The sequence below is a fragment of the Oricola sp. genome (assembly GCF_965230365.1).
Taxonomy (GTDB): domain Bacteria; phylum Pseudomonadota; class Alphaproteobacteria; order Rhizobiales; family Rhizobiaceae; genus Oricola.
On record NZ_OZ246003.1, the window covers coordinates 3,976,899 to 4,002,146 of the forward strand.

Sequence of the window (25,248 nt, forward strand, 5' to 3'; positions counted from 1 at the left end):
AGACATGTTCCCGGAATTCACCGATATCCTGAATGCCCTGGTCCTGATGGCGAATTTTGTTTTCGTGCCGGCGCTTGCCTACGGATCGCAACTGGCGCTGGGCGCGCTCGGCGTCACCCTCGTCTTCGGCATCCTGCGCTTCGCGAACTTCGCGCATGGCGACCTGATGGCCTTCGGCACCACCATGACGATCCTGTTTACGTGGTTCCTGCAGGCCAATGGAATCTCGCTCGGCGTGCTGCCGACGGCACTGCTGGCGCTGGTTCCGGCCATCGCGGCGACCGCGATCATCGCGATCCTGATCGACAAGTCGGTGTTCTCGTTCTACCGCAAGCAGCGCGCCGCCCCTGTGGTGCTCGTCATCTCGTCGGTTGGCGTGATGTTCATGCTAAGCGCCATCGTGCGCTTCATCATGGGCACCGACGACCGCCGCTTTTCGGACGGCGAGCGCTTCATCGTCAGGGCGCTCGATTTCAAGAAGTGGTCCGGCCTCAACGAGGGCCTGGCGATCCAGACGACACAGGTGATAACGGTCGTCGTGACGCTGATCGTCGTGACGATGCTGTTCCTGTTCCTCAACCGCACACGCACCGGCAAGGCGATGCGCGCCTACTCCGACAATGAGGACCTGGCGCTGCTTTCGGGTATCAATCCCGACCGGGTGGTCATGGTGACGTGGATCATCGCCGCGGCGCTGGCGACTGTCGCCGGCGCGCTCTACGGCCTCGACAAGAGCTTCAAGCCCTTCACCTACTTCCAGTTGCTGCTGCCGATCTTCGCAGCCGCGATCGTCGGCGGTATCGGACAGCCCATCGGCGCGGTTGTCGGCGGCTACATCGTCGCCTTCTCCGAGGTCATGCTGACCTACGCCTACAAGAAATTCTGGACCTATCTGCTGCCGGAAGACATGGCGCCCACCGGTCTGCTGCAATTCCTCGGCACCGATTACAAGTTCGCCATTTCATTCATCATTCTGGTTGTCGTGCTGCTGATCCGGCCGACCGGTATCTTCCGGGGGAGAGTGCTATGACGAGCGAGACACAGATTGCCGGCGACAAGCCATCCGAGGAGAAGACCATCGCGCCCGCACCGACCACCGTCGTCCGGCAACAGCAGAGCCCTTGGCGGGCACCGATCGCGTTCCTGGCAATTGGCGGGGTGTTGCTGCTGATCGCGATTCTCCAGTCGCCGTCATCGGCACTGCGGCTCCTGAATGTCGGCCTGATCTCGGCGATCATGGCGATGGGCCTGAACCTGCAATGGGGCTATGCGGGTCTGTTCAATGCCGGGGTGATGGCCTTTGCCGCGCTGGGCGGACTTGCCGCCGTCGTCGTGTCGCATGCGCCGGTCGGCGAAGCCTTGTCTGCCGGCGGCAGCGGGCTCGTCCTGTCAGCGGTGATCGTGATGGCCATCGCGGTAACGGCGATTTATCTGGGGCGCGTGCTGAAGGGCGGCCTGCGCAGCTTTGTCATCTTCGCTGTTGTTATCGTCGGCTACCTGTTCCTGCGACCGGTGTTTACCGACGCGGTCATCGCTGTCGAGGCGGTCGATCCGGCAAAGACCGGCTTCATCGGCGGGCTTGGCATGCCGATTGTCTTTTCCTGGGTTGTCGGTGGCATCTTCGCCGCGGCGATTGCCTGGCTGATCGGCAAGGTCGCGCTTGGTCTGCGTTCCGATTATCTCGCCATCGCCACGCTTGGTATCTCCGAAATTGTCATCGCCGTCCTGAAGAACGAGGAGTGGCTGGCGCGCGGCGTCAAGAATGTCAGCGGTCTGGAGCGGCCGGTACCCTACGAGATCGACCTGCAGCAGCAGCAATGGTTCATCGATCTGGTCACCCGCCTCAATGCCGGTGCGCTGCAGGCCGTCGGCGACGACGCCGCCCGCGAAACCTTGCTGCGGCAATTGACCATCGAAACTTCTACGATGTTCGTCCAGCTTTGCTATCTCGGCCTGTTCTCGATCGTCCTGCTGATCCTGCTTGGCCTGTGCGTGCGTGCGCTGAACTCGCCGTGGGGACGGATGATGCGCGCGATCCGCGACAATGACGAAGCCGCCGCCGCCATGGGCAAGGACATCAAGTCGCGGCACCTGCAGGTCTTCGTGCTCGGCTCGGCAATCATCGGGATCGCCGGCGCGATGCTGGTCACCTTCGACGGCCTGTTCACGCCGGGCACCTACATCCCGCTGCGCTTCACCTTCCTGATCTGGGTGATGGTGATCGTCGGCGGCTCGGGCAACAATCTCGGCGCGGTGCTTGGCGGTATCCTGATCTGGACGATCTGGGACCAGGCCGAACCGGTCGGCCGCTGGCTGGTGGAGCTATCAAGCGCCTATGTCGATCCGGACACGCCGCTCTACCGGCACCTGCAGGACATCGCCGGACCGTTCCGCCTGTTCATGATGGGTCTGGTGCTGCTGATCGTCATGCGGTTTTCGCCGCGCGGCATCCTGCCGGAGAAGGTCCGCCACAGCTAACCGAATGCACCGACCCGGACGGTGCCGGCGAGAACGCAAAGAAATGGCCGGGGCGCATACGCACCCCGGCCGATTTTGTTGGACCGTTGCCGAGCCGCTTAGCGGACCTGCACGACCTTCCAGGCACCGCCTTCGATGGCGAACTGCTTGTAGGAACCAAGCGCTTCACCGACGTCGGTGAACTCAACGCCGGTCGCACCCTGGTAGTCGATGTCGGTGCCGGCAGCGACGAGTTCCAGAGCCTTGGCCAGTTCTCCGGGGCCGATCTTCTCGCCCGGTGCGTTGGCCAGTTCCATGATGTTGCCGGCGATCGCGCTACGCTCGGCCGAACCGGCCTTCTGCATGGCAAGGATCATCAGTGCAGCCGCATCGTAGCTTTCACCCTGGTAAGGACCGCCGCCGGTGACGCCAGCGGCCTGGGCCATTTCGGTATACTTGGCCGCATCGTCGGACTCGGTACCCGGTGCGGTGCCCATCACCTTGACGGCGTCGAGGTCGGAGACGGTCAGCAGCGAGTCGCCGATCATGCCGTCGCCGAGCGCGAAGGTGTCGAACGCGCCGGTGTCGATGGAGCCCTGCATGATGCCACGGCCGCCCTGGTCGACGTAACCGAGAACTGCCAGAGCGTCGCCGCCGGCAGCCGCAAGCGCGCCAACTTCAGCGGTGTAGTCGCCCTTGCCGTCTTCATGCGCGGCCGTGATCGTCACCGTGCCGCCACGCTCCTGGAAGGCGCTTGCGAACGAATCCGCGAGACCCTTGCCGTAGTCGTTGTTGGTGTAGGTGATGGCGATCGACTTGATGCCTTCTTCCATCGCAACATCGGCGAGAACCTGGCCCTGGCGGGCGTCGGACGGCGCGGTGCGGAAGAACAGGCCGTTGTCCTCGATGTCGGTCAGGGCCGGCGATGTTGCCGACGGCGAGATCATTACGACGCCATTCGGGATGGCGACGTTGTTGGCAACGGCGGTCGTCACGCCCGAGCAATCGGCGCCCATGATGGAGACGACGTTTTCGGAGGTGATCAGGCGCTCTGCCGCAGCGGTTGCCGCGCCGGCGTCGACGCAGGTGGAATCGGCGCGAACCGGCATGATCGACTGGCCGCCAAGGAACTTGCCGCTGTCCGACGCTTCCTTCATGGCGATTTCAGCGCCTGCCGCCATGTCCGGCGTCAGCGATTCAATCGGGCCGGTGAAGCCGAGGATGACGCCCATCTTGACGTCCGCCTGCGCCGCAGCCGACAGCGCCAAGACGCTGGCAGCGGCTAGAAGAAGAGGTTTTCTCATGATTGTGTTACTCCCTTTGATCTCCGCAGTTCCGGTGTTCGCGGCCCCAACCGCGCCTCGTGTCCGGAAAAGCTGTAAAGTTTTAAAGCCTACTCCCGCTTGCCGTGCAAGGCGTTTAAATCCAATCGGTTAAAGCGAGGCGTGCGCGCACTGCCGCAACGCGATGCGGCGCGGTCAGTCGGCGGCGAACTCGAAGTCGGGCAGCGAGCGCATGGCCTGGCTGAGCGCTTCGCCCCAGCCCCTTGATATCGTCTGGAAATACGGGTCGTCCGCATCGACGCGCTGCTGCCGGCCTATACAGAAGCTATCGGCTTCATAGGTCTGGATATCAAGCGGCAGTCCAACCGACAGGTTGGCCTTTATCGTCGAGTCGAAGGAGACGAACAGCAGTTTGACGGCGTCCTCGAACGACATCTCCTTGTCGTAGGCGCGGACCAGGATAGGCCGTCCGTATTTGGTTTCACCGATTTGGAAAAAGGGCGTGTCGCCATTTGCCTCGATGAAATTGCCTTCCGGATAGATCAGGAACAGACGCGGTTCGCTGCCGCGAATCTGGCCACCGAGGATCAGCGTGGCGTTGAACGAGGAATCCGCTGTCTGGCCGCTCATCGCATTGGCCTGAATCACCTCGCGCAGGGTTTCGCCGATTTCGCGTGCGGCCTGGAACATCGATGGGGTCTCGAGGATCGACGGATTGCGCTCCTCCGGTGCCTTGGAACGCTCGTCCAACAGGCTGACAACCGCTTGCGTGGTGGCCAGATTGCCAGCCGTCATCAGCGTGATGATCCGCTCGCCCGGCGTCGTCCAGGTGAACATCTTGCGAAACACGGATACGTTGTCGACACCCGCATTGGTGCGCGTGTCCGACATGAAGACGAGGCCTTTCTTCAAGCGCAGGCCGACGCAGTATGTCATCGCGTGATTCCCGATATTCCTGCGGCCGGACGTTAGATGTGCAGCGGATCGCTGACAAGCGTCCGTAACGGCCGATTGCAGCAAACCGGCTGACGTGCGTCCTACTGCTGAACCTGCAACGAGACCATCATGTTCTCGGCACCGGCACCGCGCCGCAGGCCGGAGACAGGGGCGGCCTCCAGATAGTCCAGACCGGTCGCCACACGGACATAGCGTTCATCCGGCGAAATTCCATTCGAAACGTCGAAACCGACCCAGCCCAGCCCCTCGACATGCGCCTCGGCCCAGGCGTGTGAGGCGTCTTGCTCGACCCGGTCGTCCATCATCAGGTAGCCGCTCACATAGCGAGCCGGAAAACCCAGTGCGCGCGCCGCGGCAACGAACACATGGGCATGGTCCTGGCAGACGCCGCCATCGTGATCGAGCGCCTCTTCGGCGGTCGTGCGCGGGTGGGTGTTGCCGACCTCCCACGGAACGGCCTCGATGATCGCCGCCGACAGATCGTGCAAACGCGCCACCTGATCGTCGCTGGCGGCGATCGTACGCGCCAACTTGCGCACATTGGGCCCGATGCGGGTCAATTCCGTCGCGCGACGGAACAGCCAAAGTGGCGCAAAGCCGCCATGGCTGCCGATGATGCCCGATCCGTTCGTCGTTTCGACCTCGCCCTCGCAGTGTACAGTGATCTCGGTGCGGCCATCGTCGAAGCTCACCAGTTCGACGTGATTGTTGTGGTGGTCGTCGTATTGCAACTGGCTCTTGCCGCCCTCTACAGTGGTTCGCCAGGACAAGACGTTCTGGCCGGCGCGCGACTTCGGTGTCACCCGCAACTGCTGCAGCACCGAATGCACCGGTTCCTCGTAGCGGTAGCGGGTGGTGTGCGAGATCTTCAGCCGCATGGCTTATCCGTAAAAGCGGTAATCAGATTCGATCTGCCGGGCGAGCGCATTGTTGTCGCGAATGAAATCCTCGATGAATTCGTGCAGGCCATACTCGAATATCGCCTCCACCGTGTTTCCGCGCAACCGGGCAACAATCGCATCGGCGGCGTCCTGGCAGGCGTTTCGCTGGCCGTAGTTATTGGCGAGGAAGCCGAGATTATCGGCAATCTTGGTTGCGCAAAACGCCAGCGAACGCGGCAGCCGGCGGTCGAGGATCAGAAACTCGGCGATCGCACGCGGATTGACATCGCCCTCGTTGAGCCAGCGGAACGCCCGCTGCGCCGATACCGAACGCAGAATGGTTTCCCACTGCACATTGTCCAGCGACGACCCGACATGCATCACCGAAGGCAGAAGTACGTAATACTTCACGTCGAGGATTCGCGCGGTGTTGTCGGCACGTTCGAGAAAGGTGCCGAGCCGTGCAAAATCGTAGATGTCGTTGCGCAGCATGGTGCCATGCAGCGCGGCGCGCACAAACGCGCTCTGCTGCCTGATCAGCGCCAGCGTCGCCGGCAGTTCCCGCTCGCGCAACGGCCGCGCCAGCGCCTCCTTGAGCGAAATCCAGCACTCGTTGGTCGCTTCCCAGACTTCGCGGGTCAGCGCGGTGCGCACCAGGCGGGCATTGTTGCGCGCCTCTTCGACCACCGACATCACGCTTGACGGATTGGCGCGGTCGCGCAGCAGGAAGTCGACCACCGCGCCGGCGCTCGCCTCTTCATGGCGGGCCATGAATGCATCGCGCGCGCCGGCGGTCTGAATGACGGAAATCCACTCGTCGCGGCTCGACGACGAGCGCGTCAGAGCCATGTGGAAACCGGCGTCGACCAAACGGGCCGTGTTTTCGCTGCGTTCGAGATAGCGGAACATCCAGAAGAGCCCGCCGGCTGTTTTGCCCAGCATGGCTACTCCTCCAGCACCCAAGTGTCCTTGGTGCCGCCGCCCTGGCTGGAATTGACCACCAGCGATCCCTTCTTGAGCGCGACCCGGGTCAAGCCGCCCGGCGTGATGTTGATGCCTTGCGGCGAGACCAGCACGAAGGGACGCAGATCGACATGGCGCGGCGCCAGACCCTTCTTGGTCAGGATCGGGACCGTCGACAAGGACAATGTGGGCTGCGCGATATAGTTGCGAGGCCGCGCTTCGAGTTTCTTGCGGAATGTCGCGATCTCGCGACGGCTCGCGGCAGGCCCGACCAGCATCCCGTATCCGCCGGAACCGTGGACTTCCTTGACGACCAGTTGGTCGAGATGTTCCAGCACATAGGCGAGCGCATCCGGCTCCGAACACCGGTGGGTCGGCACGTTTTTCAGGATGGCGGTCTCGCCGGTATAGAACTCGACGATTTCCGGCATGTAGGAGTAGATGGCCTTGTCGTCGGCGATACCGGTGCCCGGCGCATTGGCGATGGTGATGCCGCCGGCGCGATAGACATCCATCACGCCAGGCACCCCGAGCACGGATTGCGGATTGAAACTCAGCGGATCGAGGTAGTCGTCGTCGACGCGGCGGTAGAGCACGTCGATGGGCGTGTAACCGCGCGTCGTACGCATGGCAACGCGCCCTTCGACGACGCGCAGATCGTGGCCCTCGACCAGTTCCGCGCCCATCTGGTCGGCAAGAAATGCATGCTCGAAATAGGCCGAGTTGTGGATGCCGGGCGTCAGCACCGCGACCACCGGTTTGCCAGAACAGGCCGCCGGCGCGCATGCGACGAGCGAACGGCGGAGGTTCTTCGGGTAGTCGCTGACCGGCTGGACGCGGATCCTGGAGAAAAGCTCCGGGAACATTTGCATCATCGTTTCCCGGTTTTCCAGCATGTAGGACACGCCGGAAGGGGTACGGGCATTGTCCTCCAATACGAAAAACTCATCTTCGCCGGTCCGGACAATGTCGACGCCGACAATGTGCGTGTACACATTGCCGGGCGGCGCCACACCGATCATCTGCGGCAGGAAGGCTTCGTTCTGGGCGATCAGGTCGACGGGGATGCGCCCGGCACGCAATATCTCGCGGCGGTGATAGATATCGTAGAGAAAGGCGTTGATGGCGCGCACGCGCTGTTCAATGCCGCGCGACAGGCGTGCCCATTCGCGCCCCGAGATGACCCTTGGCACGATATCGAACGGGATGAGGCGTTCATTCGCGCCTTCCGCGCCATAAACATTGAACGTGATGCCGGTACGACGGAAAAATGTCTCCGCCTCTTTGGATTTGCGGTTCAGCCGCGCGGTATCCTCGGCTGCGAACCACTCCTGGTATTTCCGATAGGGCAAACGCGGCGTGTCGCCGCGACCGTGCATCTCATCGAAATTCGACTGCCCACTCTCCATTCACGCAAGGATATGTGAATGCGCGCGCAGTGCAAGTGCCGGATCGTTTCGCCTTGCCTGTATTGGTGGCAGATTCTGCTTTAAAAACAGGCAATCAGCGGTCGCTGCAACTGTCGCAAAGCCCGCGTATCTCTATAGTCGTCTTGCGTGGCGAAAAACCGGTGCTGCTGGTCAACTTGCGCAAGGTGCTGGCAAGACCGCCATCGGCAAGCTCGGTAACCTGCCCGCAGTCCTCGCAGATCGTAAACGCGACTGTGGCATGTTCCTGGCAGCCCGGATGGCTGCATGCGACGAATGCATTCAGGCTTTCCAGCCTGTGGACCGTACCGCATGCGAGCAGCTTCTCAAGCGCCCGATAGACCTGCGGCGGCGCGCGCAAGCCCTCGTCAGTCAGCCGGTCGAGGATGTTGTAGGCGGTTAGCGGGCCGCCCGCCGCCTCCAGCGTCTTCAAGACAAGCGCCTGGTTGCGAGTCAGGGTGAGCTTGGAATTTGCTTGGTTTGTCATCGCATCTCTCCTTGCGCGCCCCTCGCAAGGCGCGTCGCCAGGCTGGCAAGTGGCGTGAGCGCCAGCAAGAAAAGGGCAAGCGCGGCGACCACGATCGTCGGCCCCGATGGCGTGTCCCACTCCAGCGAACCGTACAATCCGCCGATCACGGCAAGCATTCCGAACCCGGCCGCGCCGAGAGCCATGAGTTCCGGACCAGGAAAGAAGCGGCGCGCGGTGGCGGCCGGAATAATCAGCAGCGCGGTGATCAACAGCACGCCGACGATCTTCATGGCGATGGCCACAACAAGCGCCAGCAGCAACATGAAGACGATGTTGGCGCGTTCCGGGTTCATGCCCTCGGCGCGCGCCAGCTCCGGATTGACAGTCGCGGCGAACAGAGGACGCCAAAGGACGATCAAGACACCGATAACACACGCCCCTCCGGCATAGATGACAGCGATGTCACCCTTCGAGACGGCGAGGATATCGCCGAACAGGAGACCCATGAGATCGATCCTGACCCAGGTCATGAAGGCCAACACGAGAAGCCCCAGCGCCAGCGCCGAATGGGCAAGCAGACCGAGCAGCGAATCCGCAGACAGTTGTGCAAGACGCTGCAACCACAACAGCAGCATCGCAACGGCTGCCGAAACCACGAAAACCGCGATGGTTGTGTCGACCTCCAGCAGAAACGCCAATGCGACACCGAGTAGCGCGGCATGCGAAAGCGTATCACCAAAATAGGCGAGCCTGCGCCAAACGATGAAACAACCGAGAGGGCCGGCGACCGCCGCCACGCCTATGCCGGCTATGATCGCGCGCGTGAAGAAATCATCAAGCACCGGTCCCTGCCTCCCTGCGTTCGGATTGTGCGCCGACCTCGTCCGGATGGTGCCCGTCGTCGGGATGGCAATGGTCGGTGATCGTCCCGTCGGCATGTTGCACGCGACCGTCGGGCAAATGCGTGTGATCGTGCTCGTGCTGATAGACGGCCAATTGGGCCGCACCGCGCGCGCCGAAAAGCTGGTGATACGCCGGGCTTTCGGTGACCGTGTTCGGGGTTCCCTGGCAGCAGATGTGCCCGTTAAGGCAGAGGACCCGATCGGTCGACGCCATGACGACATGCAGATCGTGGGAGATCATCAGGATGCCGCAACCCAATTGGTCGCGAATGCGCGCGATCAACTCGTAAAGTGCGATCTCGCCGTTGAAATCGACGCCCTGAACCGGCTCATCGAGGACCAAAAGGTCGGGCTTGCGGGCAATCGCCCGGGCCAGCAGCGCGCGCTGGAACTCGCCACCCGAGAGCGTCCGCATTTCGGCTTTCGCCAGATGACCGATTCCGGTCCTCTCCAGCGCCTCGCGCTTGTCGGCTGTGCTCACGCGGTTGGTGAGCGACATGAACCGGTCGACGGTGAGTGGCAGCATCCAGTCGACGGCCAGCTTTTGCGGAACATAGCCAACCTTCAGGTTGCTCATCCGTGTCGCCTGACCTTCATCGGGCGGTACGATGCCAAGCGCCATGCGGGCAGTTGTCGACTTGCCGGAACCATTCGGCCCGATCAGCGTGACGATCTCTCCCTTCTGGACAGTCAGGTCGATATCCCGCACGAGCCAGCGCCCAGCACGACGCAGTCCTGCGCCTTCCAAACGTACAAGCATATCGGCAGCCTGAAGCAAAATCGGTCTCCGGTCCCTTCTATGCGGAATGACTGGCTTGACATGCCGCATGATCCGCATCAATCGTTATGATATAACATTACCTATTGTCCAGACGGGAGAAATCCAACATGCTTCGCTTTGCAGCGCTCGCCGCCTCGGTCAGCCTGCTGGCCGTCCCTGCGGCCGCAGAACCGAATGTCGTCGCTTCCATCAAGCCGATCCACTCGCTCGTCGCCGCCGTCATGGACGGTGTAGGCGAACCGACCTTGATCGTCGAAGGCGCCGGATCGCCGCACACCTACGCCCTGAAACCGTCGCAGGCGCGCCAACTGCAGGACGCCGATGCCGTTTTCTGGATCGGACACGAACTCGAGGCATTCCTGGAAAAGCCGCTTGAGACAGTCGCCGCGAACGCCAAGTCAGTCGAGTTGATCGACGCTCACGACCTCGTCAAGCTCGACTTCCGCGAAGGCGGTGCCTTCGAAGCCCACGATCATGGTGATCATGACGACCATGGCGACGAGCATGCTCACGACGATCACGATCATGACCATGATCACGACAAGGAGCACGCACACGACGACCATGACCACGACAAGGAGCACGCCGACGACGATCACGACCACGATCATGATCACGACAAGGAGCACGCTCACGACGATCACGACCACGATCATGATCACGACAAGGAGCACGCTCACGACGATCACGATCACGATCATGATCACGACAAGGAGCACGCTCACGACGATCATGACCACGATGATGATCACGACGAGAAACATGCCCACGACGATCACGATCATGATGATCACCATCATGGCGAGTTCGATGCCCATATCTGGCTGGACCCGGCGAACGCCAAGGCGATGGTGCATGAGATCGAGGAAGTGCTGGCGGAGATCGATCCGGCCAATGCCGCGAAATACGAGGCCAATGCCGAGGCTTTAGAGGCGAAGCTCGACGCTCTGATTGCGGAAGTTTCGGCCACCGTCGCGCCTGCGAAGGGCAAGGGCTTCATCGTTTTCCACGATGCCTACCAGTATTTCGAGAACCGCTTCGGCGTCACCGCGTCGGGTTCCATCACTATTTCGCCGGAGGTTATGCCGGGCGCCAGCCGCATCCGTGAGATCAAGGACCGGATCGAAGACCTCGGCGCGACCTGCGTGTTTTCCGAGCCGCAATTCGAGCCGAAGCTCGTTGCGACCGTGACCGAGGGAACTTCCGCCAAATCCGGCGTGATCGATCCGCTGGGCGCGGCGCTGGAAGACGGACCGGAACTCTATTTCACGCTGATCCGAAACATGGCGGCCTCCATCAATGGCTGCCTGTCGGATGCTGGCTAGATTTGCTCGCTAGCGATCGTTGTCCGCCAGCGTGCGCACATAGGCGACGATGGCGGCGATATCGCCGAAGTCAATCTCCACGGGGACAGTCGGCTGTCCCCGTGATTTGTCGACCGGCTCGTCCTTGAAGCGCACGATCGAGGGATGGGGCAAGCGGGTGTGAAAGCTCAGGAAGCGTGCCTCCCAATCGGCTAGCGCCCTGACCAGAAGCGGGAACGACGGTGTCGACGAGATACCGGAAAAACGGTTGTCATCGTCGATGACATGACAGCGGACGCAGTGGCGTTCGGCCACCGTCCTGCCCTGCCGGATCAGTTCCGGTGTCTCCTCGGCGCCGGTTGGTTCCGCCACCACTGCAAGCGGCGCAAACAACAAAAGTCGCAAAACCGGCAAGTCATGCACCCGCATCGCCATCCTCCTCCGGATGCAGAGGATAATGGGCCGGCACGGCTAAAAGCAATCGGCGGTCTGCGCCCGGAATCCAGAGTGCAACGCCAGACCCTGTTGACATCGACAGGCCGATTGAGCCTCAACAGGCTCCAGCGGAAGCAAAACCGCTTCGGGAGCCACATTGATGACCAGCGAGAGGGACGAAAGGCGGAACGCCATCTGCCTCTGCGTCGATGCGAACATGATGGTGCCGGCGATGTTCGTGGCCAGCTCGGTCATCGCGCATCTGACCCCGCGAAGCATTCCCTGCGACATCGTGATCGTCAGCGAACCGTCGCAGGCCACCGATGCGCAGCGCGATTGGATGCGCGCAAACGGCGTGGTGCTTCGCGAAGACGCTGACCTGTCGCCTCACCGGGCGTGGTTCGAGCCGGATTCCCGCCTCAGTCCGGCGGTGCTGATCAGGCTGATGCTGCCGGAACTGCTGAAAGAGGAATATGCGCGGATACTCTATCTCGATGCCGACCTGACGATCCACGACGATGTTTCGCAGATATTCCGGCTCGACACCGAAGGCCATGCATTCGCTGCGTCCCGCGCCGGCAAGGTTTTTCCCGGAGGCGATGTGGAGCGCCTCAGGGCCGAGACACACTTCGCCGAACTCGGAATGACGCGGCCGTTCCGCTACTTCAATGCCGGCGTGATGCTGATCGACACCGATCTCTGGAACGCCTCGGACCTTGGACGCCGGGCGCTGCGGTTTGTCGGGGACAATCTCGACATCTGTTATCTCTATGACGAAGACGCGCTCAATGCCGTTGCCGATGGCGACTTCTGCCAGATCTCGACGCTGTGGAACAACGCGCCCCACAATACGCCGAAGCAGATGGCCGCACGCGGCGTTTGGCCGGCCATTGTCCACCACATGGGCTATTTCAAGCCCTGGCGCAGGTTCATCCGGCGCAGGCGCAACTCCGCGAGCCGCTATTACCACGGCCTCTACCGCGACTTCGTGAACGGCACTCCATGGAGTGACTGGCTGGCGGGCCAGCAATCGCTGCGGGACGCCGGCAGGTTCCTCGAATGGAGGATTGCCGAGGTTCCGCGCGCCGTGATGCACCGGCGGCATCGGCGCGCGATCGCCGAGGAAGTCCGGCGGTTCTGGCGCGAAGAGCGGTTCGCGGATATCGAGCAGGGCATTGTGCGGCGGGAAGACGGCATCCTGCGCGTTAAACCGGAATAGCGCGACGCCCCATCAGGCAGCCGTCATGCGGCACGCCAATACCGTTCGCCGGACAGGCAGCATTACCTGTTGCACTCAAAGGCGGGTTCCACCTAAGCAAGGAGAAACGCCGGGCCTTCCAGGAACAGGAAAGTAACGACATTGGCCAAGATCACCAATCTGCATTGCTACAAGGTTCTGGAGAATGCCTGCCGCATCGTCCCGGCGCGCGCCAGCCGGCAGTGGATGGACGATACCAACCAGCGCTTCGCCTATCGTTGCCTGCCGCTTTCCATCGCCAACGCCATGGGCTGGGAATTGCTGCTTTCCGAAAAGACGGTCGCGACGTGGAATGGGAAGAACGGACTGAACGACATCGCGGTCGAATTTCCCGACGGCGATCCAGGCGGCAAGCCCGCGGCGAGTTCGCATTTCGGCGAAGGCGTGCTGACCTTTCATGTCGGATATCTCTTCCGCACAGATCCCGGCATCGGCATCTGGGCGCGTGGCGCGCCCAACCTGCCGAAGGACGGCATCGCGCCGCTGGAAGGCATCATCGAAACCGACTGGCTCGACTTCACCTTCACCATGAACTGGAAGTTCACCCGGCCCGGCACGGTGACCTTCGAGAAGGACGAACCGTTCTGCTTCATCACGCCGGTCGACTACCGGGCTCTGATGAATGTCGAACCGCAGATCGTCCCGATCAGCGAGAAGCCCGAACTGGAGGCTGCGTTTGGACGATGGCAGGGCGCCCGCCTCGACTTCAACGAAAAGCTGCGCACGCTGGACCCGGAAGCCGTGAAGCAGGGTTGGCAGAAATGGTACATGCGCGGCGTCAATGGCCCTGACGGCGGCGAAGCACCTGGCCATGTTTCGAAACTGCGGCTGGCCGAGCCGATCGAACCAGGACGAAATGACGGGAATGTAAGCAGTAGGCAGGACAATAAGAAGGATTGAGCGCCTGAGGAGATTGCTACGGATTGACCGTTGCCAGTCTTCATGTTCTCTTGTTCTGGCACCAACTGCGCAAGGGGAAGTCTTCATGGAACATCCGCTCGGCCCGCCGCCGCCACCAGGCGCAACCCGCTAAGGCGTCATATGACTAGCCGCTCTGCGGCAATTACCAAACCGGCCGGGAGCAGCTTCCGGCCGGTTTTTTCATGGCTGTTGATGCGGCAAGAGACCGGGCACGAAGCCGCGCCGGAAGCGAACCAGTTCAGATGGCCGGATTCTCGTGAGCCCGCGTTCCGGCGTATCGATCGCGGCCAGCATTTCGGCGAACCGACGGCGGGCCTGCAACTGCGTCTGCCGTCGCAATGGAATGGGATCCGGCACGAATTTGCCGACATAGGGATTGGTGTTGATCTCGTAGATTACCGGTTCACCGCCGACAAAGGCGAAATCCGCCCGGCCAAAGTCGATGCCCGCGATCTTAAAACTGCGCACCACTTTGTCGGGTAGGCGGTTCGCCACTACCGCGTCGTTTTCCTCGGCAACAAACGCGTCGGACAGCAGATCCCACTGGCCGTATTTGACCATCCAGTTGTCGTCAACAGCGATATGGTCGAGCGAGGATCCGCCACCAACTCGAAACGCTCCCCACTTGGTCCAGAAACCGGGGCGCTGCTCTTCGCCGCAAAACTCCAGCACCAGCACACCGCGAAGCGGAACGCCGCGTTCCCGCATGGCTGATAGCGCCGCATCGAGTTCGGACTGGTCGTACAACAGCACGGCATCCGGTTTCACATGGTCGTCAAAACGGATGAAGACCGGAAAACGAACCGGGCGTGGCGCCGCGTCGGCCCGGTAGACCGCCTGCGGGTTGATGCCTTCGCGATACAGTGTATCGAGCAGTTCGAACCGGGTACGCACGCGGGCCGGATCGTTCAGACAGCGCAGGCCGACGGCGCTCAAGATGCGGAAATAGTCAGCAGCGACGCGCTGTTCCCAGACATTCAACCGGTCGAAATCGGTAAAGATGTAGGTTGCCCGCGGCACGAACAACGAGCGGAACAGCCGGTCGTAGCTCATCGATCGGATCTTCGGCACGGGAAATCCATGTTCCGTCGGCTTGAGCCGCGCCAGCGTGTAACGGTGCCGCCGCGTGGTGACGAAAACGATCATGATGTCCCTCTCCTGTGCCGGCACTGATGCCGACGCGGCGGAACGCTGTCAATGCGGGCGGTCTCCGCATGCCCAGAGTGGCTGAGGCAGCGGACATCTCATTCGAAGCGAAAGCGCCAGGCAATCGAAACGGATGAGAAACTGCGGGAAGTCGCGAGGAAGCCATACGACAATGCTGCTTGTCGCATGGCTTGCCCCGGTTGGCGGACTTAGAATTGTCCGGTCAGAAGTACTTCTGGGCGATCATGTAGTCGAACATGTCTTCCATGGACTCCTTCAGCGGGCGGTAGTTGACGCCCAGCTTCTCGCGGCTCTTGGAGTTGTCGGCCCTCCACTCGATATTGACATTGCGGCTGACATTCCTGCGGCTCAGCCCAATTGTCGGGGCGATCAGCCAGACCAGCCATTTGGGAACAGTGCCTTTGGGCAGCGGGTAGTCCGCACCGAAGCGGGAACGCAGCGTCAGTATCGCGTCGCAGAGGTTCGAGTTGTGGCCCGACAGAATGTGGCGGCCCTCCGCGTCGGGCAGGTAAGCGGCGGCCAGATGGCCTTCGGCGACTTCGCGAACATCGACAAAGCCCATGCCGAAGCGCGGGGCGCCCGACTTGAAATCGCCACTGCCAACACGGCGCATGATGTTGAAGCTCTCCGATGTCGGCTTGCCGCCGATTGCCGGCCCCATCACGAGCGATGGATTGACCGTGACCAATTTGAACGAAGCGCCTTCGGCGATCTTCCAGGCTTCCCGCTCGGCCAGAAGTTTGGAGTAGGAATAGGGCTGATAGTCGAGCGAAGCGGTGGTGTTCCAAACATTCTCGGTCAGCACGCCGCCGGGGGCAGTGCCGCAATCAGCCGCGTCGGTGTAGATCGCGGCGCAGGAGCTTGTGACAACTACACGCTTCACGCTCTCCGTCTTCTTCGCCTCTTCCAGCACGTTGCGCGTGCCCAAAAGCGCCGGGTCGATCAGTTCCTTCTGCGGGTCCTTGATGTCGATCGTAAAGGGCGATGCCGTGTGAAACACGACCGAGCAGCCCTGCATCGCTTCGCCATAGGAGCCGCCCTTCAGCAAATCCGCGCCAAAGAACTTGATGGTGCCCGGCGTGGCATCCGCCACGGCGTTCAGGTGCATCAGCTTTTCGGCGTTGCCGGGGTCGCGAACAGGGGCGTGGACGGTCGCGCCAGCCTCCAGCAGGCGCTTGACGATCCAGCCAGCCACAAAGCCGGTGGCGCCCGTGACCAGCACGGGCGATGTGGTGTCGATTTCATACATCGTTTTTATTCCTTCTTGGCGATGGGGTGACGTTTAGCCGGGACAGCGAACGGGATGCCTGCGATGGGAGTTGTCGCCTTACATGCGCACGAAGTTTACCAGCGGATGAACCCAGGATAGCCTCGTTTCCACCGTTCGATTAGTGCAGGATGCGCCGACCTACTTGCAATTCGCGCCAAGATTGGGCCGTCACGCCGTCAGCATCGCCGAAGGGTCGCACCTTCCTTGACGGGAGATGCGACTTTTGCGATTGCGGCACCTGAGGCCGCTCCCGCAATTCTTGTGGTGGAGCGCGGGATGCATGTTACCTGTCTGGTGTCGCAGGCAAGCCTGTTTGCCCTAAGGAGAGATTTCTGCGACACGTAGATTTAACGGCGAATCACGTTCGTTTTTCATCGCCGCCAAAACCAGTTGCGTGAAACGCAGGGGAGGCTTCGGCACAAGGCTTTCCAGCGTTGATACATACGAAATCATTGTTCTTGAAGTTTTTTCAGAAGGTATCGATCGTTGAGCCCCTCAGTTTCGCATCTTGAAACCGGTGTCACCGCGTTCGGCCTCGCCTTTCAGGCGGGCCTGCGGTCGTTTCGGCGCGCCATACATCTCTCGTTCGTCTTGCTGCTGCTGGCGGCCACGCCGGCCGCAGCGATGCAGATATTCGTCAAGACGCTGACCGGCAAGACGATCACGCTGGATGTCGAGCCGAGCGATTCCATCGAGAACGTCAAGGCCAAGATCCAGGACAAGGAAGGCATCCCACCGGACCAGCAGCGCCTGATATTCGCCGGCAAGCAGTTGGAAGACGGGCGAACCCTGTCCGACTACAGCATCCAGAAGGAAAGCACGCTTCATCTGGTGCTGCGGTTGCCCTCCGGGCCCGAAGCCTATCGAGACGAGATCGAGAAGATCGTCACCGGTCTGGCAGAGCAGGACCTGCTCGCCGACATGGACCGCACGCTGGAACTGGTGCGCGGCGCCCGCGAGCGCTTTCGCCAGCACAAGCAGGGGCATTTTGGCGACGCGGAATTCGAGAGCCGCTTCAACGCGGACACCGATCCGCTTGGCTATGCCTCGCCCGGCCGAGGCGGCGCTGCCGCTCACGCCGCCTTTCCCGGCAAGCATGGAAACCACGACAGCGGCCCGCATTGGCTGATCCTTGGCGATGCCGACGTGGCGGTCCACGAGGGCCTGGGCACGACCGCAACGCTGCGCGCCGATCTCGCCTTCGAGCAGATGCCAACCGAGCGCATCATGTTGGGTGCGTTTGTCGGCGCGCATGCCCGTGCGACGCAACTGGAAGGCAGCTTTGACGGCACGCGCAATGGTATCGGCGTCGATGCCGGGGCCTATGCGGTCGCTGAACCGGTCCGCAATGTGTTTGCCGAAGGCTTTGTCGCCGTCAGCGCCGGCCGCAACGATCTCGATATCGGCAACGACACGCTGGCACTGGCGAGCCTCTACGATACGCGGTCGTTCATTGTCGGCGGCAGCATCGCGAGTGTCCATGCGCTGGGCGGCGGCTTCTCTTTCCTGCCGGAACTGGCGCTGCTGCACGGCGAGACCGCCATCGACGCATTCGACTTCGACGGCTGGACAGATGGGCAGCCGAATGACGGGCTGAGCCTGGACGCCTCCATGGTCCGCACCACGCGGTTGACGCTGCGTCCCGAACTGCGCCTTGCGCTCGACAAGGATGGCGCGAACCATGTGCGCTTCGTTCCGCGCCTTGTCTGCGAACGCAGTTCGGCGGGCGAACACTGCGGCGGCGGCGGCGAGATCGGCCTCAAGGTCCGCTCGGCTGACGGCGCGCGCAGCGGCGGTGCCGAGATCATCGTCGATGAGATCAATGGGGCGACCCGCTCGCGTATGCGCCTCAGTCTGACACAGGGCTTCTAGCGGCATCAGCCCGCGAGCCGCGAAAGCCCGGGTTGGCGCCCGGGTTTTTAGGTGGAGCAATGAAAACGCCGTGCCTTAGCAAGGCATCGGATATCAGCATTTCTTTGATTGATGGTGCCCGGGGGCGGATTTGAACCACCGACACGCGGATTTTCAATCCGCTGCTCTACCCCTGAGCTACCCGGGCTAATGCTTCACGTATTGCGGCGAAGACTGTTTCCGCGGCAGGGCCGCCGGAAAGTGCGCGGTTTATAGCATGCAATTTGCGCCTGTCCAGCGCCAATTTCGCGGCTCGAACAGCACACATTCACCATGCGCGGATGAGCGCCGGACAACACTGCAAATCGACGATAAAGTGAAACGCGCAACAGGGAAACCGGATCGCCATGACAGCACGCACATTCGGATGGGGTATTGTCGGAACCGGCATGATCGCCACCCGCTTCGCCGAGGATCTCAGGTTTGCCGAGGGCGCGGCGGCGGCGGCCGTCTGCTCGCGCCGGCACGACACAGCAGAAGCCTTCGCCAAAGCGCACGAGGTGGGCACGGCCCATGACGATCTCGACGCGTTTCTTGCCGACGAAACCATCGACGCGGTCTATATCGCCTCGCCCAATCAAGCGCATCTCGACCAGACGCTTGCCGCGATTGCCGCCGGCAAGCCGGTGCTGATCGAAAAGCCGGTGGCGATGACAGCCGCCGAGGCCCGGCAGATGGCCGAGGCGGCGCGTGAGGCCGGCGTCTTCATCATGGAGGCGCTGTGGACGCGCTTTCTGCCGGCGGTACAGCGCGCCAGGGAGATCTTCAACAGCGGTGCCATCGGCGAGCCGGTACGGGCCAGCGCAACGCTCGGCTTCACCCGCGAGTTCGACCCGAAACACCGGCTCTACGACCCGGCGCTCGGCGGCGGCGTGCTGCTCGATCTCGGCGTCTATCCGCTGTCGACGATCTCCATGCTGCTCGGCCCCGCCAAGCTTGTCTCCGGCACATGGCAGCCCGCGCCGACCGGCGTCGACGCCAGCGCGCAGCTTGCGCTCGACTGCGGCGGCGTTCCTGTCGAGGTCGTGGCGAGCTTCGGCGGCGAACTGGAAAACACGGTCGTCATCCACGGCACAAAGGGCGTGCTTCGGATCGACCGGCATTTCCTGCGCACCCAGTCGGTAACGGTGTGGGACCGGCCGCTTGCAGAGATTCCACCCTCGGCGAGCCTTGCCGGGCGCATCCGCAAGCGGATACCCGCGCCGGGCCGCCGGACGGAGCGTTTCGACTATCAAGGCTCCGGCCTGCAATTCGAGGCGATGGCGGCGCAGGAGGCCATTCTCGCCGGCGAGACGGGCTGCGAAACCATGCCGATGGAAGACAGCGCCGCGACGCTTGCAATCATCGAGCAGGTGCTGGCCAACCCACCGGAAGGCTAAGCGGCCAAGCCCGCGATATCAGGTGCGGTCCGGCACGGGCTCGTCTTCCATGTCCTCGATGATGCCGAGGAAGCGGCGGAAGAACTGCTCCATATTGTCCATGCCGCGCTGGAATTCCTCGTCGCTCGGCAGGACGCGTTCGGCGAAACCATGCTGGAGACGGTTCTCCAGCCGGCTGACACGCGCCTCCAGATCGTCCAGTTCCGCCTGGAATGCGGCGCGCTCGTCGGCGGCGAGCTTGCAGACGATCTGCGTGTCCTTGACCGCGCAAATCGACATCTCGCCGGTGGCCGTGTCCATGCGGATATAGCCGTTTTCGGTTCTTTCCATCATGTAGCGGCCGGTGTCGGCCATTACCGGGCCAGCCACGCCAGCAAGCACGGCGCCTGTCGCAAGCGCGGCGATGAGCGGTTCGGTGATACGCATCGCGAAAACCCTTTCGTCCAGCCCCTTCCCCGCCAGCATAGCAGGGGATTCGGAGGGAATTGCGACAACTGCGAAAAACCGGGGGTTCGAGCCGCAGGGGCTTTCGCACGGACGGCACGGAGACTATTCATCACTGCATGGACCGGATCATCTACAAGATCGCGCCGAAGGCGCTGTGGGATGCAGCCGTCGCGGCGGGCCGCTTCGACGGTGCGCCGGTCGACCTTGCCGATGGCTTCATCCATTTCTCCACAGCAAGCCAGGTGCGCGAAACCGCGGCGAAGCACTTCGCCGGCCAATCGGACCTGCTGCTGGTCGCCATCGACGCCGAAGGGTTCGGCGACGCGCTGAAATACGAGGTGTCGCGCGGCGGGGCACTGTTTCCGCATCTCTATGCCACGCTCGATCCGGCCGCCGCGATCTGGGTGAAACGGCTGCCGCTCGGCGATGACGGCGCGCATGTCTTTCCGGATCTCGAGGACTGACCATGTCGGCGTTGTGGAACGCGATCGGACGACGCCTGAGTTTCACGCTCGATCCCGAGACTGCGCATGGCCTGGCGCTTTCAGGCCTGAAGGCCGGCGCGATCCCGGCGGGCAAGCCGCATGACGATCCGCGCCTCGGCGTGATGGCGGCCGGATTGGCATTCGCCTATCCGCTCGGCGTCGCCGCCGGCTTCGACAAGAACGCCGAGGTGCCCGACGCGCTGATCGCGCTAGGTTTCGGCTTCTCGGAGGTCGGCACCACCACGCCGCTGCCGCAGCCCGGCAATCCGCGGCCGCGCATCTTCCGGCTGACGCGCGACCGCGCGGTCATCAACCGGCTCGGCTTCAACAATGAAGGCCATGACGCCGCCTTTGCGCGGCTGGTCGCGCGACGCGGTCGCGGTGTCGTCGGCGTCAACATCGGCGCCAACAAGGACGCCGACGACCGGATCGCCGATTATGTGACGGGGATCCGGCGTTTCTACACGCTGGCGAGCTATTTCACGGTCAACATCTCCTCGCCCAACACGCCGGGACTGCGCGACCTGCAGGGCCGCGCGCGGCTGGCCGAATTGCTCGCGCGCATCGACGAGGCGCGCGCAATAGAGGCCGAGATCCACAAGCGCGCTGTGCCGGTGTTGCTGAAGATCGCGCCCGACATCACAGAGGCCGATCTCGACGACATCGTTGCCGAGGTCACCGACAAGAGCCTCGACGGGATGATCGTCTCCAACACGACCCTGTCGCGGACGGGACTTTCGCGCGATCCGGGCGAGGCCGGCGGGCTCTCCGGTCAGCCGCTGTTCGAGCGCTCGACCGTCATGCTCGCAAAGACCCGCGAACGCATCGGGCCGGAGATGACGCTGATCGGCGCGGGCGGGGTTGACAGCGCCGAAACCGCGCTCGCCAAGATCGAGGCCGGCGCCGACCTGGTGCAGCTTTACACCGGCATGATCTATAGCGGGCCGGACATCGCGCGCACGATCAATCGCGGCCTGTCGGCCGCGCTCGACAGAAGCGGCGCGGCGTCAATCGGTGCGTTGAGGGACAGCAAGACGGCGGAGTGGGCGGCAAAACCGCTGCCGGGGTGAGCGCGGTTTCCGGCCATGCATCGGATTACTTGACGATCAGGCGGTGCATGTCCGCATAGAACACAAGTTTGACCAATGCTGCGGCTTGTACGAATGCCCGCAACGCCACTGAATGCTCACATTCTACAGCGGCGGGGGGCGGTTTTGGTTGTCCGCCCCCGCCAAATTCAGGCCGGGATCACATCCACACCCCTCTGCCCGGCGCCATCAGCGTATTGCTGGTAGAAGCCGATCAGACGCGCCTCGTAGTCCGGCCCACTTTGCGTTGCGCGGAAGGCCGAGTGGGTACGCAATGCCTCGGCCCAACGGTGGAACCTCTCCCAGACCGGACCGGTGCGCTGCAAGCGATACCCTCGGTAGTGTGCCAGTATCAACGAAATCCGGTAGGAGAACGGTGCCAGCGCCAGGTCCAGCGCCCCGATCTCAGCGCCGCGGAAGAACGACCCGACGGGGTCGGCAGCCAAGGTCAGGCTTTCGAGCCCTTCCTCAAGCCCGTACCGTGCCGCTTCCGCCAAGTCGCTGCCGGGCTGCGCCTTCAGAAACCGGTAGAAATACGGCACCACGCGTGCGCTCAAGACGTCCGTCCACCGCCGAACCTCTGCGGCCTCTGCCGGGTCCGCAGGGTAGAACGCGGGTCCCAGTTCGCTGTAGAATGCGTCAATGAACTCCAGACCGCGCAGGCTGTCGGGCACATGTGTCGGACCGCCGCCTCCGACCAAAACCGGGACCTGCCCGGTCCCGGCCGAGATCTGCATCCATTCGGGCGTCTTGTTGTAGGGATCGGTCTCGACGATCTCGAAACCGGCCCCCTTCAGGTTCAACCCCATCCAGACCCGCTGGGCGAAGGGGCAATACCATGCCGAATAGAGCTTCATGGCGCGACCACCGGTGCGGACAGCGCTTCCAGAGCGGCGAGGATCCGCGGCGGCTCGGCCCTCGCGCGGTAATTCGCCTCGACGAAGGTGTTCTTCACCACGCCGTCATGGCCGATGATAAACACGCCCGGCACGGGAAGCGTCCAATTGTCGGTGCCGTTACGGTCAGGCAGCGGCACGCCAAAGCTCTGCAAGACCTCCTCATGCGCCTTGGGCACGCGGACAGTGACGCCATAGCTCTCGCCGACCGCATCGTCGGCATCATGCAGGATGTCGAAATCCAGCCGGTGCTTTTCGGCGATGGCGAGGCCGTGGTCGGGCGTCTCGGGCGTGACCGCGATCAACTGCGCCCCGAACTTGGCGAACTCTGCCTTGGCCTCTTGGTAGTGCTTCAGCTGGATGTTGCAGAAGGGGCACCAGGCGCCTCGGTAGAAGAACAGGATGACGGGGCCCTGGGCCAGCGCGTCGGACAGGCGGCGCGCCTCGCCATGCTGGTTCGACAGGATGAAATCCGGGGCTGACGCCCCGGGCTCTAGCGGCGTGTAGGGCACCTTCCCCTCGACCATCAGCGCGATCCCGGAATCGATCTTGGCAACGGTCTCGGGGGCCATCTCCTTCGCGGCCTTGGCCCACAGTGCGGCGGCTTCTTTGTTCATTGTCATGGCGGCGCTCCTTAGCGGACTTGGGCGGGGGTGATAAGGAAGTTCGGCACCTGCTCCTTCTTGAAGGCCATCCGGACCATCCATCCGAACATCCTTATTGGTGTGCTGCGCGGCAGCAGGCGGTTCTCCCAGACATAGATGTTGTTGATCAGGCCGGGCACGACGCTGATCTTGCGCCCTAAGGCGCGCAGGCCGGCGCGGGCGGTTTTTTCGGGCGTCATCTTGGGGATCGGCAGGCGCGAGAAGTTGATCGGCATCGCGGCGGGCATATCTGTGTCCGTCAGGCCGGGCGAGAGCACGGTGACGTCCACGCCGAAGCGCTTGAGTTCCACGCTCAATGCCTCGCCGAGCGACAGGATATAGGCCTTGGAGGCCGAGTAGCCAGCAACAAGCGGTACGCCCTGATAGCCAAAGAGACTCGAGACAAAGACGATCCCGCCGCGCCCGCGCCGGACAAAGCGCTCGCCGAACGTATGCGCCATCTCCATGGGCACGCGCACGTTAAGGTCCACCAGGCCACGATGGAATTCGATCGAGGTCTTGGTGTAGTGACCCGAGGTCTCGACGCCCGCGTTCAGGATCGCCATACCGACGTCCAGATCTCTGGTGAAATCGTAGAGACGGTCCAGCGCGCCCTCATCCGTCAGATCGGCAGCAAGGGTTTTGACCTCGACGCGGTGCTTGGCCCGGATGCTTTGCTCGGCCCGATCCAGGCGGGTCTGGTTTCGGGACACCAGAACGAGGTTGTGTCCGGCAGCGGCGAGCTGGTTGGCGAAGGCGAGGCCGATCCCGGCAGAGCCCCCGGTGACGACGGCCCAGCGGCCGTATTTTTCTACAGTATTGCGCATTGTCATCTCCTCAGTTTGGGGTTGGTGAGGCGAAGATAATTGATGCGCTGAAATGCAGAACTGGTGTTGATATCATAACATCTATACGGTGATTGTATGAATGATCTCCCTATCGAATCGCTGCGCGTCTTCCAGTCCGTTGTCGACGCGGGCGGGTTCTCCGCTGCGGCGCGGCGGCTGGGCACCACCCAGCCTTCGGTATCGCGACGCGTGGCCGCGCTCGAGCAATCGCTCGGCGTCGTCTTGTTCCAGCGCTCTACCCGGCGACTGACGTTAACCGAGGCGGGGCAGACCTTTTCGGATCGGATCCGCGTGGTGCTGGAGGATCTGGACAACGCGACACAGGCCGTCCGCCAAACGCTGTCCGCGCCTAGCGGACTCTTGCGCGTCTCTGCCCCCACAACGCTAGGCCACCGCGAAATCGCGCCGCTTTTACCCGCGTTTCACGCGCAGTACCCCGACATCCATGTCGGGCTGTTTCTCAGCGACAGCTACCGCGATCTGATCGGCGAGGGCTATGACGTCGCGATCCGCTTTGGGGTTCAGAAGGATTCTGACCTCATCGCGCGCCAGATTTCGATGTCACACTCATTGATCTGCGCCAGCCCGGACTACCTGGCGCATCATGCCGAAATCCTGCGCCCGGATGACCTGGAGGGGCACAATTGCCTCCTGTTCCGTCAAGGGCCCGGTCGGAACGAATGGAACTTCGCCCGCGGAAAGGAGACCGCGACAGTTTCCGTCGCCGGGTCGCTGTTCTCGGACACTGCGGATGCCTTGTTGTCGGCTGGTATCGCAGGGCTGGGCATTGTGCACCTTCCAAGTTGGGCGGTGCGCAGCGCGCTGCGACGAGGTTCCCTTGTCGAGCTATTGCCGGACTGGACTGTGCAGCCGAAAGAGACGCCAATCTATCTCGTCTATCCAAGGCACCGAAACCTAGTCTCAAAGATCCATGCCTTCGCGGACTTCTTTGCAACGGAACTCGCCAAAGCAAGTAGCAATCGAGGCCCAAACTCCTAAGGCCGCTGACATCGCCACGCTGTGCTCCGCTCCAAGAGTCTCCGGTCATTCACCGGCCGGGTTCCCTTCTGCTGCT

25 protein-coding genes and 1 tRNA gene are annotated in these 25,248 nt (G+C 62.6%); 10 read left to right on the top strand and 16 right to left on the bottom strand.

Annotated features, from left to right (window positions below; all coding sequences use genetic code 11):
- The first annotated feature begins 4 nt into the window (after window positions 1–4).
- Together ACO06R_RS19270 and ACO06R_RS19275 are read left to right on the top strand one after the other, a co-directional pair.
- A complete protein-coding gene (locus tag ACO06R_RS19270) occupies window positions 5–1,030 on the top strand; it encodes a branched-chain amino acid ABC transporter permease (RefSeq protein WP_421854019.1) in 1,026 nt (341 codons plus the stop codon).
- Entirely contained in the window at window positions 1,027–2,478 is a 1,452-nt protein-coding gene (locus tag ACO06R_RS19275) for a branched-chain amino acid ABC transporter permease (protein WP_421854022.1), read from the top strand. The genes ACO06R_RS19270 and ACO06R_RS19275 overlap by 4 nt, the downstream gene beginning before the upstream one ends.
- Before the next feature lie 98 nt (window positions 2,479–2,576).
- Here the strand turns inward: ACO06R_RS19275 and ACO06R_RS19280 are convergent, their stop codons facing one another.
- The 8 genes from ACO06R_RS19280 to znuC form a co-directional block, all read right to left on the bottom strand.
- A complete protein-coding gene (locus tag ACO06R_RS19280) occupies window positions 2,577–3,761 on the bottom strand; it encodes an ABC transporter substrate-binding protein (RefSeq protein WP_421854025.1) in 1,185 nt (394 codons plus the stop codon).
- A gap of 174 nt (window positions 3,762–3,935) precedes the next feature.
- Entirely contained in the window at window positions 3,936–4,676 is a 741-nt protein-coding gene (locus tag ACO06R_RS19285; protein WP_421854028.1) for a peptidase, read from the bottom strand.
- Window positions 4,677–4,777: 101 nt separating this feature from the next.
- Window positions 4,778–5,575: a transglutaminase family protein gene (locus ACO06R_RS19290; RefSeq protein ID WP_421854031.1), complete on the bottom strand. Its 798-nt coding sequence runs from the start codon at window positions 5,573–5,575 to the stop codon at window positions 4,778–4,780.
- A 3-nt stretch (window positions 5,576–5,578) separates the two neighbouring features.
- A complete protein-coding gene (locus ACO06R_RS19295) occupies window positions 5,579–6,520 on the bottom strand; it encodes an alpha-E domain-containing protein (protein WP_421854034.1) in 942 nt (313 codons plus the stop codon).
- Window positions 6,521–6,522: 2 nt separating this feature from the next.
- Window positions 6,523–7,950 carry a circularly permuted type 2 ATP-grasp protein gene (locus tag ACO06R_RS19300; protein ID WP_421854037.1) on the bottom strand — a complete coding sequence of 476 codons (1,428 nt, stop codon included), beginning with the start codon at window positions 7,948–7,950 and terminating at the stop codon, window positions 6,523–6,525.
- Between the two features lie 94 nt (window positions 7,951–8,044).
- Window positions 8,045–8,455 carry a transcriptional repressor gene (locus tag ACO06R_RS19305; protein WP_421854040.1) on the bottom strand — a complete coding sequence of 137 codons (411 nt, stop codon included), beginning with the start codon at window positions 8,453–8,455 and terminating at the stop codon, window positions 8,045–8,047.
- Window positions 8,452–9,279, bottom strand: coding sequence for a metal ABC transporter permease (locus ACO06R_RS19310; protein WP_421854043.1), 828 nt, complete (start codon window positions 9,277–9,279; stop codon window positions 8,452–8,454). Before ACO06R_RS19310 ends, ACO06R_RS19305 begins: the two co-directional genes overlap by 4 nt.
- On the bottom strand, window positions 9,272–10,099 hold the full coding sequence (znuC, locus tag ACO06R_RS19315; RefSeq protein WP_421854046.1) for a zinc ABC transporter ATP-binding protein ZnuC: 828 nt from the start codon (window positions 10,097–10,099) through the stop codon (window positions 9,272–9,274). The genes ACO06R_RS19310 and znuC overlap by 8 nt, the downstream gene beginning before the upstream one ends.
- 128 nt (window positions 10,100–10,227) lie before the next feature.
- Between znuC and ACO06R_RS19320 the strand changes: the two genes are divergently transcribed.
- Complete coding sequence (locus tag ACO06R_RS19320) at window positions 10,228–11,445, top strand: zinc ABC transporter substrate-binding protein (protein WP_421854049.1); 1,218 nt, start codon at window positions 10,228–10,230, stop codon at window positions 11,443–11,445.
- A gap of 9 nt (window positions 11,446–11,454) precedes the next feature.
- Here the strand turns inward: ACO06R_RS19320 and ACO06R_RS19325 are convergent, their stop codons facing one another.
- Window positions 11,455–11,853 carry a c-type cytochrome gene (locus ACO06R_RS19325; protein ID WP_421854052.1) on the bottom strand — a complete coding sequence of 133 codons (399 nt, stop codon included), beginning with the start codon at window positions 11,851–11,853 and terminating at the stop codon, window positions 11,455–11,457.
- 166 nt (window positions 11,854–12,019) lie between these two features.
- On the opposite strand from ACO06R_RS19325, the gene ACO06R_RS19330 reads away from it, so the two are divergent.
- Together ACO06R_RS19330 and ACO06R_RS19335 are read left to right on the top strand one after the other, a co-directional pair.
- Window positions 12,020–13,078, top strand: a complete 1,059-nt coding sequence (locus ACO06R_RS19330; RefSeq protein WP_421854055.1) for a glycosyltransferase family 8 protein — start codon at window positions 12,020–12,022, stop codon at window positions 13,076–13,078.
- A gap of 141 nt (window positions 13,079–13,219) precedes the next feature.
- Complete coding sequence (locus ACO06R_RS19335; RefSeq protein ID WP_421854059.1) at window positions 13,220–14,017, top strand: DUF6065 family protein; 798 nt, start codon at window positions 13,220–13,222, stop codon at window positions 14,015–14,017.
- Window positions 14,018–14,218: 201 nt separating this feature from the next.
- Here ACO06R_RS19335 and ACO06R_RS19340 read toward each other — a convergent pair whose 3' ends face one another.
- Together ACO06R_RS19340 and ACO06R_RS19345 are read right to left on the bottom strand one after the other, a co-directional pair.
- Window positions 14,219–15,184 (bottom strand): hypothetical protein, encoded by a 966-nt coding sequence (locus ACO06R_RS19340; RefSeq protein ID WP_421854061.1) that lies wholly within the window; start codon window positions 15,182–15,184, stop codon window positions 14,219–14,221.
- A 223-nt stretch (window positions 15,185–15,407) separates the two neighbouring features.
- On the bottom strand, window positions 15,408–16,454 hold the full coding sequence (locus ACO06R_RS19345; RefSeq protein WP_421854064.1) for an NAD-dependent epimerase/dehydratase family protein: 1,047 nt from the start codon (window positions 16,452–16,454) through the stop codon (window positions 15,408–15,410).
- 507 nt (window positions 16,455–16,961) lie between these two features.
- Here ACO06R_RS19345 and ACO06R_RS19350 point away from each other — a divergent pair.
- Window positions 16,962–18,347 (top strand): ubiquitin family protein, encoded by a 1,386-nt coding sequence (locus ACO06R_RS19350; protein ID WP_421854067.1) that lies wholly within the window; start codon window positions 16,962–16,964, stop codon window positions 18,345–18,347.
- Between the two features lie 112 nt (window positions 18,348–18,459).
- Here the strand turns inward: ACO06R_RS19350 and ACO06R_RS19355 are convergent.
- A tRNA-Phe gene (locus ACO06R_RS19355) sits at window positions 18,460–18,534 on the bottom strand.
- Between the two features lie 199 nt (window positions 18,535–18,733).
- Between ACO06R_RS19355 and ACO06R_RS19360 the strand changes: the two genes are divergently transcribed.
- Window positions 18,734–19,765 (top strand): Gfo/Idh/MocA family protein, encoded by a 1,032-nt coding sequence (locus tag ACO06R_RS19360; RefSeq protein WP_421854070.1) that lies wholly within the window; start codon window positions 18,734–18,736, stop codon window positions 19,763–19,765.
- Between the two features lie 18 nt (window positions 19,766–19,783).
- On the opposite strand, the gene ACO06R_RS19365 is transcribed toward ACO06R_RS19360, so the two are convergent.
- Window positions 19,784–20,191: a hypothetical protein gene (locus tag ACO06R_RS19365; RefSeq protein ID WP_421854073.1), complete on the bottom strand. Its 408-nt coding sequence runs from the start codon at window positions 20,189–20,191 to the stop codon at window positions 19,784–19,786.
- A gap of 137 nt (window positions 20,192–20,328) precedes the next feature.
- Between ACO06R_RS19365 and ACO06R_RS19370 the strand changes: the two genes are divergently transcribed.
- Complete coding sequence (locus ACO06R_RS19370; RefSeq protein ID WP_421854076.1) at window positions 20,329–20,676, top strand: DUF952 domain-containing protein; 348 nt, start codon at window positions 20,329–20,331, stop codon at window positions 20,674–20,676.
- A gap of 2 nt (window positions 20,677–20,678) precedes the next feature.
- The gene (locus ACO06R_RS19375) at window positions 20,679–21,767 is read left to right on the top strand and encodes a quinone-dependent dihydroorotate dehydrogenase (protein WP_421854079.1); all 1,089 of its coding nucleotides are present in this window, start codon (window positions 20,679–20,681) and stop codon (window positions 21,765–21,767) included.
- 167 nt (window positions 21,768–21,934) lie between these two features.
- Here ACO06R_RS19375 and ACO06R_RS19380 read toward each other — a convergent pair whose 3' ends face one another.
- From ACO06R_RS19380 to ACO06R_RS19390, 3 genes are read right to left on the bottom strand one after another with little or no spacing between them, the layout of a single operon-like run.
- Window positions 21,935–22,642 (bottom strand): glutathione S-transferase family protein, encoded by a 708-nt coding sequence (locus tag ACO06R_RS19380; RefSeq protein WP_421854082.1) that lies wholly within the window; start codon window positions 22,640–22,642, stop codon window positions 21,935–21,937.
- Window positions 22,639–23,304 carry a peroxiredoxin-like family protein gene (locus ACO06R_RS19385; RefSeq protein WP_421854085.1) on the bottom strand — a complete coding sequence of 222 codons (666 nt, stop codon included), beginning with the start codon at window positions 23,302–23,304 and terminating at the stop codon, window positions 22,639–22,641. Before ACO06R_RS19385 ends, ACO06R_RS19380 begins: the two co-directional genes overlap by 4 nt.
- Window positions 23,305–23,315: 11 nt before the next feature.
- Window positions 23,316–24,152: an SDR family NAD(P)-dependent oxidoreductase gene (locus ACO06R_RS19390; RefSeq protein WP_421854088.1), complete on the bottom strand. Its 837-nt coding sequence runs from the start codon at window positions 24,150–24,152 to the stop codon at window positions 23,316–23,318.
- Between the two features lie 96 nt (window positions 24,153–24,248).
- Here ACO06R_RS19390 and ACO06R_RS19395 point away from each other — a divergent pair, with 96 nt between their 5' ends.
- Window positions 24,249–25,172, top strand: a complete 924-nt coding sequence (locus ACO06R_RS19395; RefSeq protein ID WP_421854091.1) for a LysR family transcriptional regulator — start codon at window positions 24,249–24,251, stop codon at window positions 25,170–25,172.
- Window positions 25,173–25,248: the final 76 nt, after the last annotated feature.

Coding starts and splice junctions, on each gene's coding strand:
- ACO06R_RS19380 (WP_421854082.1), bottom strand. CDS start 22,642: ATGAAGCTCTATTCGGCATGGTATTGCCCCTTCGCCCAGCGGGTCTGG.
- ACO06R_RS19285 (WP_421854028.1), bottom strand. CDS start 4,676: ATGACATACTGCGTCGGCCTGCGCTTGAAGAAAGGCCTCGTCTTCATG.
- ACO06R_RS19365 (WP_421854073.1), bottom strand. CDS start 20,191: ATGCGTATCACCGAACCGCTCATCGCCGCGCTTGCGACAGGCGCCGTG.
- ACO06R_RS19325 (WP_421854052.1), bottom strand. CDS start 11,853: ATGCGGGTGCATGACTTGCCGGTTTTGCGACTTTTGTTGTTTGCGCCG.
- ACO06R_RS19305 (WP_421854040.1), bottom strand. CDS start 8,455: ATGACAAACCAAGCAAATTCCAAGCTCACCCTGACTCGCAACCAGGCG.
- ACO06R_RS19270 (WP_421854019.1), top strand. CDS start 5: ATGTTCCCGGAATTCACCGATATCCTGAATGCCCTGGTCCTGATGGCG.
- ACO06R_RS19370 (WP_421854076.1), top strand. CDS start 20,329: ATGGACCGGATCATCTACAAGATCGCGCCGAAGGCGCTGTGGGATGCA.
- ACO06R_RS19330 (WP_421854055.1), top strand. CDS start 12,020: ATGACCAGCGAGAGGGACGAAAGGCGGAACGCCATCTGCCTCTGCGTC.
- ACO06R_RS19395 (WP_421854091.1), top strand. CDS start 24,249: ATGAATGATCTCCCTATCGAATCGCTGCGCGTCTTCCAGTCCGTTGTC.
- ACO06R_RS19345 (WP_421854064.1), bottom strand. CDS start 16,454: ATGTATGAAATCGACACCACATCGCCCGTGCTGGTCACGGGCGCCACC.
- ACO06R_RS19290 (WP_421854031.1), bottom strand. CDS start 5,575: ATGCGGCTGAAGATCTCGCACACCACCCGCTACCGCTACGAGGAACCG.
- ACO06R_RS19300 (WP_421854037.1), bottom strand. CDS start 7,950: ATGGAGAGTGGGCAGTCGAATTTCGATGAGATGCACGGTCGCGGCGAC.
- ACO06R_RS19360 (WP_421854070.1), top strand. CDS start 18,734: ATGACAGCACGCACATTCGGATGGGGTATTGTCGGAACCGGCATGATC.
- ACO06R_RS19320 (WP_421854049.1), top strand. CDS start 10,228: ATGCTTCGCTTTGCAGCGCTCGCCGCCTCGGTCAGCCTGCTGGCCGTC.
- ACO06R_RS19275 (WP_421854022.1), top strand. CDS start 1,027: ATGACGAGCGAGACACAGATTGCCGGCGACAAGCCATCCGAGGAGAAG.
- ACO06R_RS19295 (WP_421854034.1), bottom strand. CDS start 6,520: ATGCTGGGCAAAACAGCCGGCGGGCTCTTCTGGATGTTCCGCTATCTC.
- ACO06R_RS19390 (WP_421854088.1), bottom strand. CDS start 24,152: ATGCGCAATACTGTAGAAAAATACGGCCGCTGGGCCGTCGTCACCGGG.
- ACO06R_RS19280 (WP_421854025.1), bottom strand. CDS start 3,761: ATGAGAAAACCTCTTCTTCTAGCCGCTGCCAGCGTCTTGGCGCTGTCG.
- ACO06R_RS19340 (WP_421854061.1), bottom strand. CDS start 15,184: ATGATCGTTTTCGTCACCACGCGGCGGCACCGTTACACGCTGGCGCGG.
- ACO06R_RS19385 (WP_421854085.1), bottom strand. CDS start 23,304: ATGACAATGAACAAAGAAGCCGCCGCACTGTGGGCCAAGGCCGCGAAG.
- znuC (WP_421854046.1), bottom strand. CDS start 10,099: ATGCTTGTACGTTTGGAAGGCGCAGGACTGCGTCGTGCTGGGCGCTGG.
- ACO06R_RS19375 (WP_421854079.1), top strand. CDS start 20,679: ATGTCGGCGTTGTGGAACGCGATCGGACGACGCCTGAGTTTCACGCTC.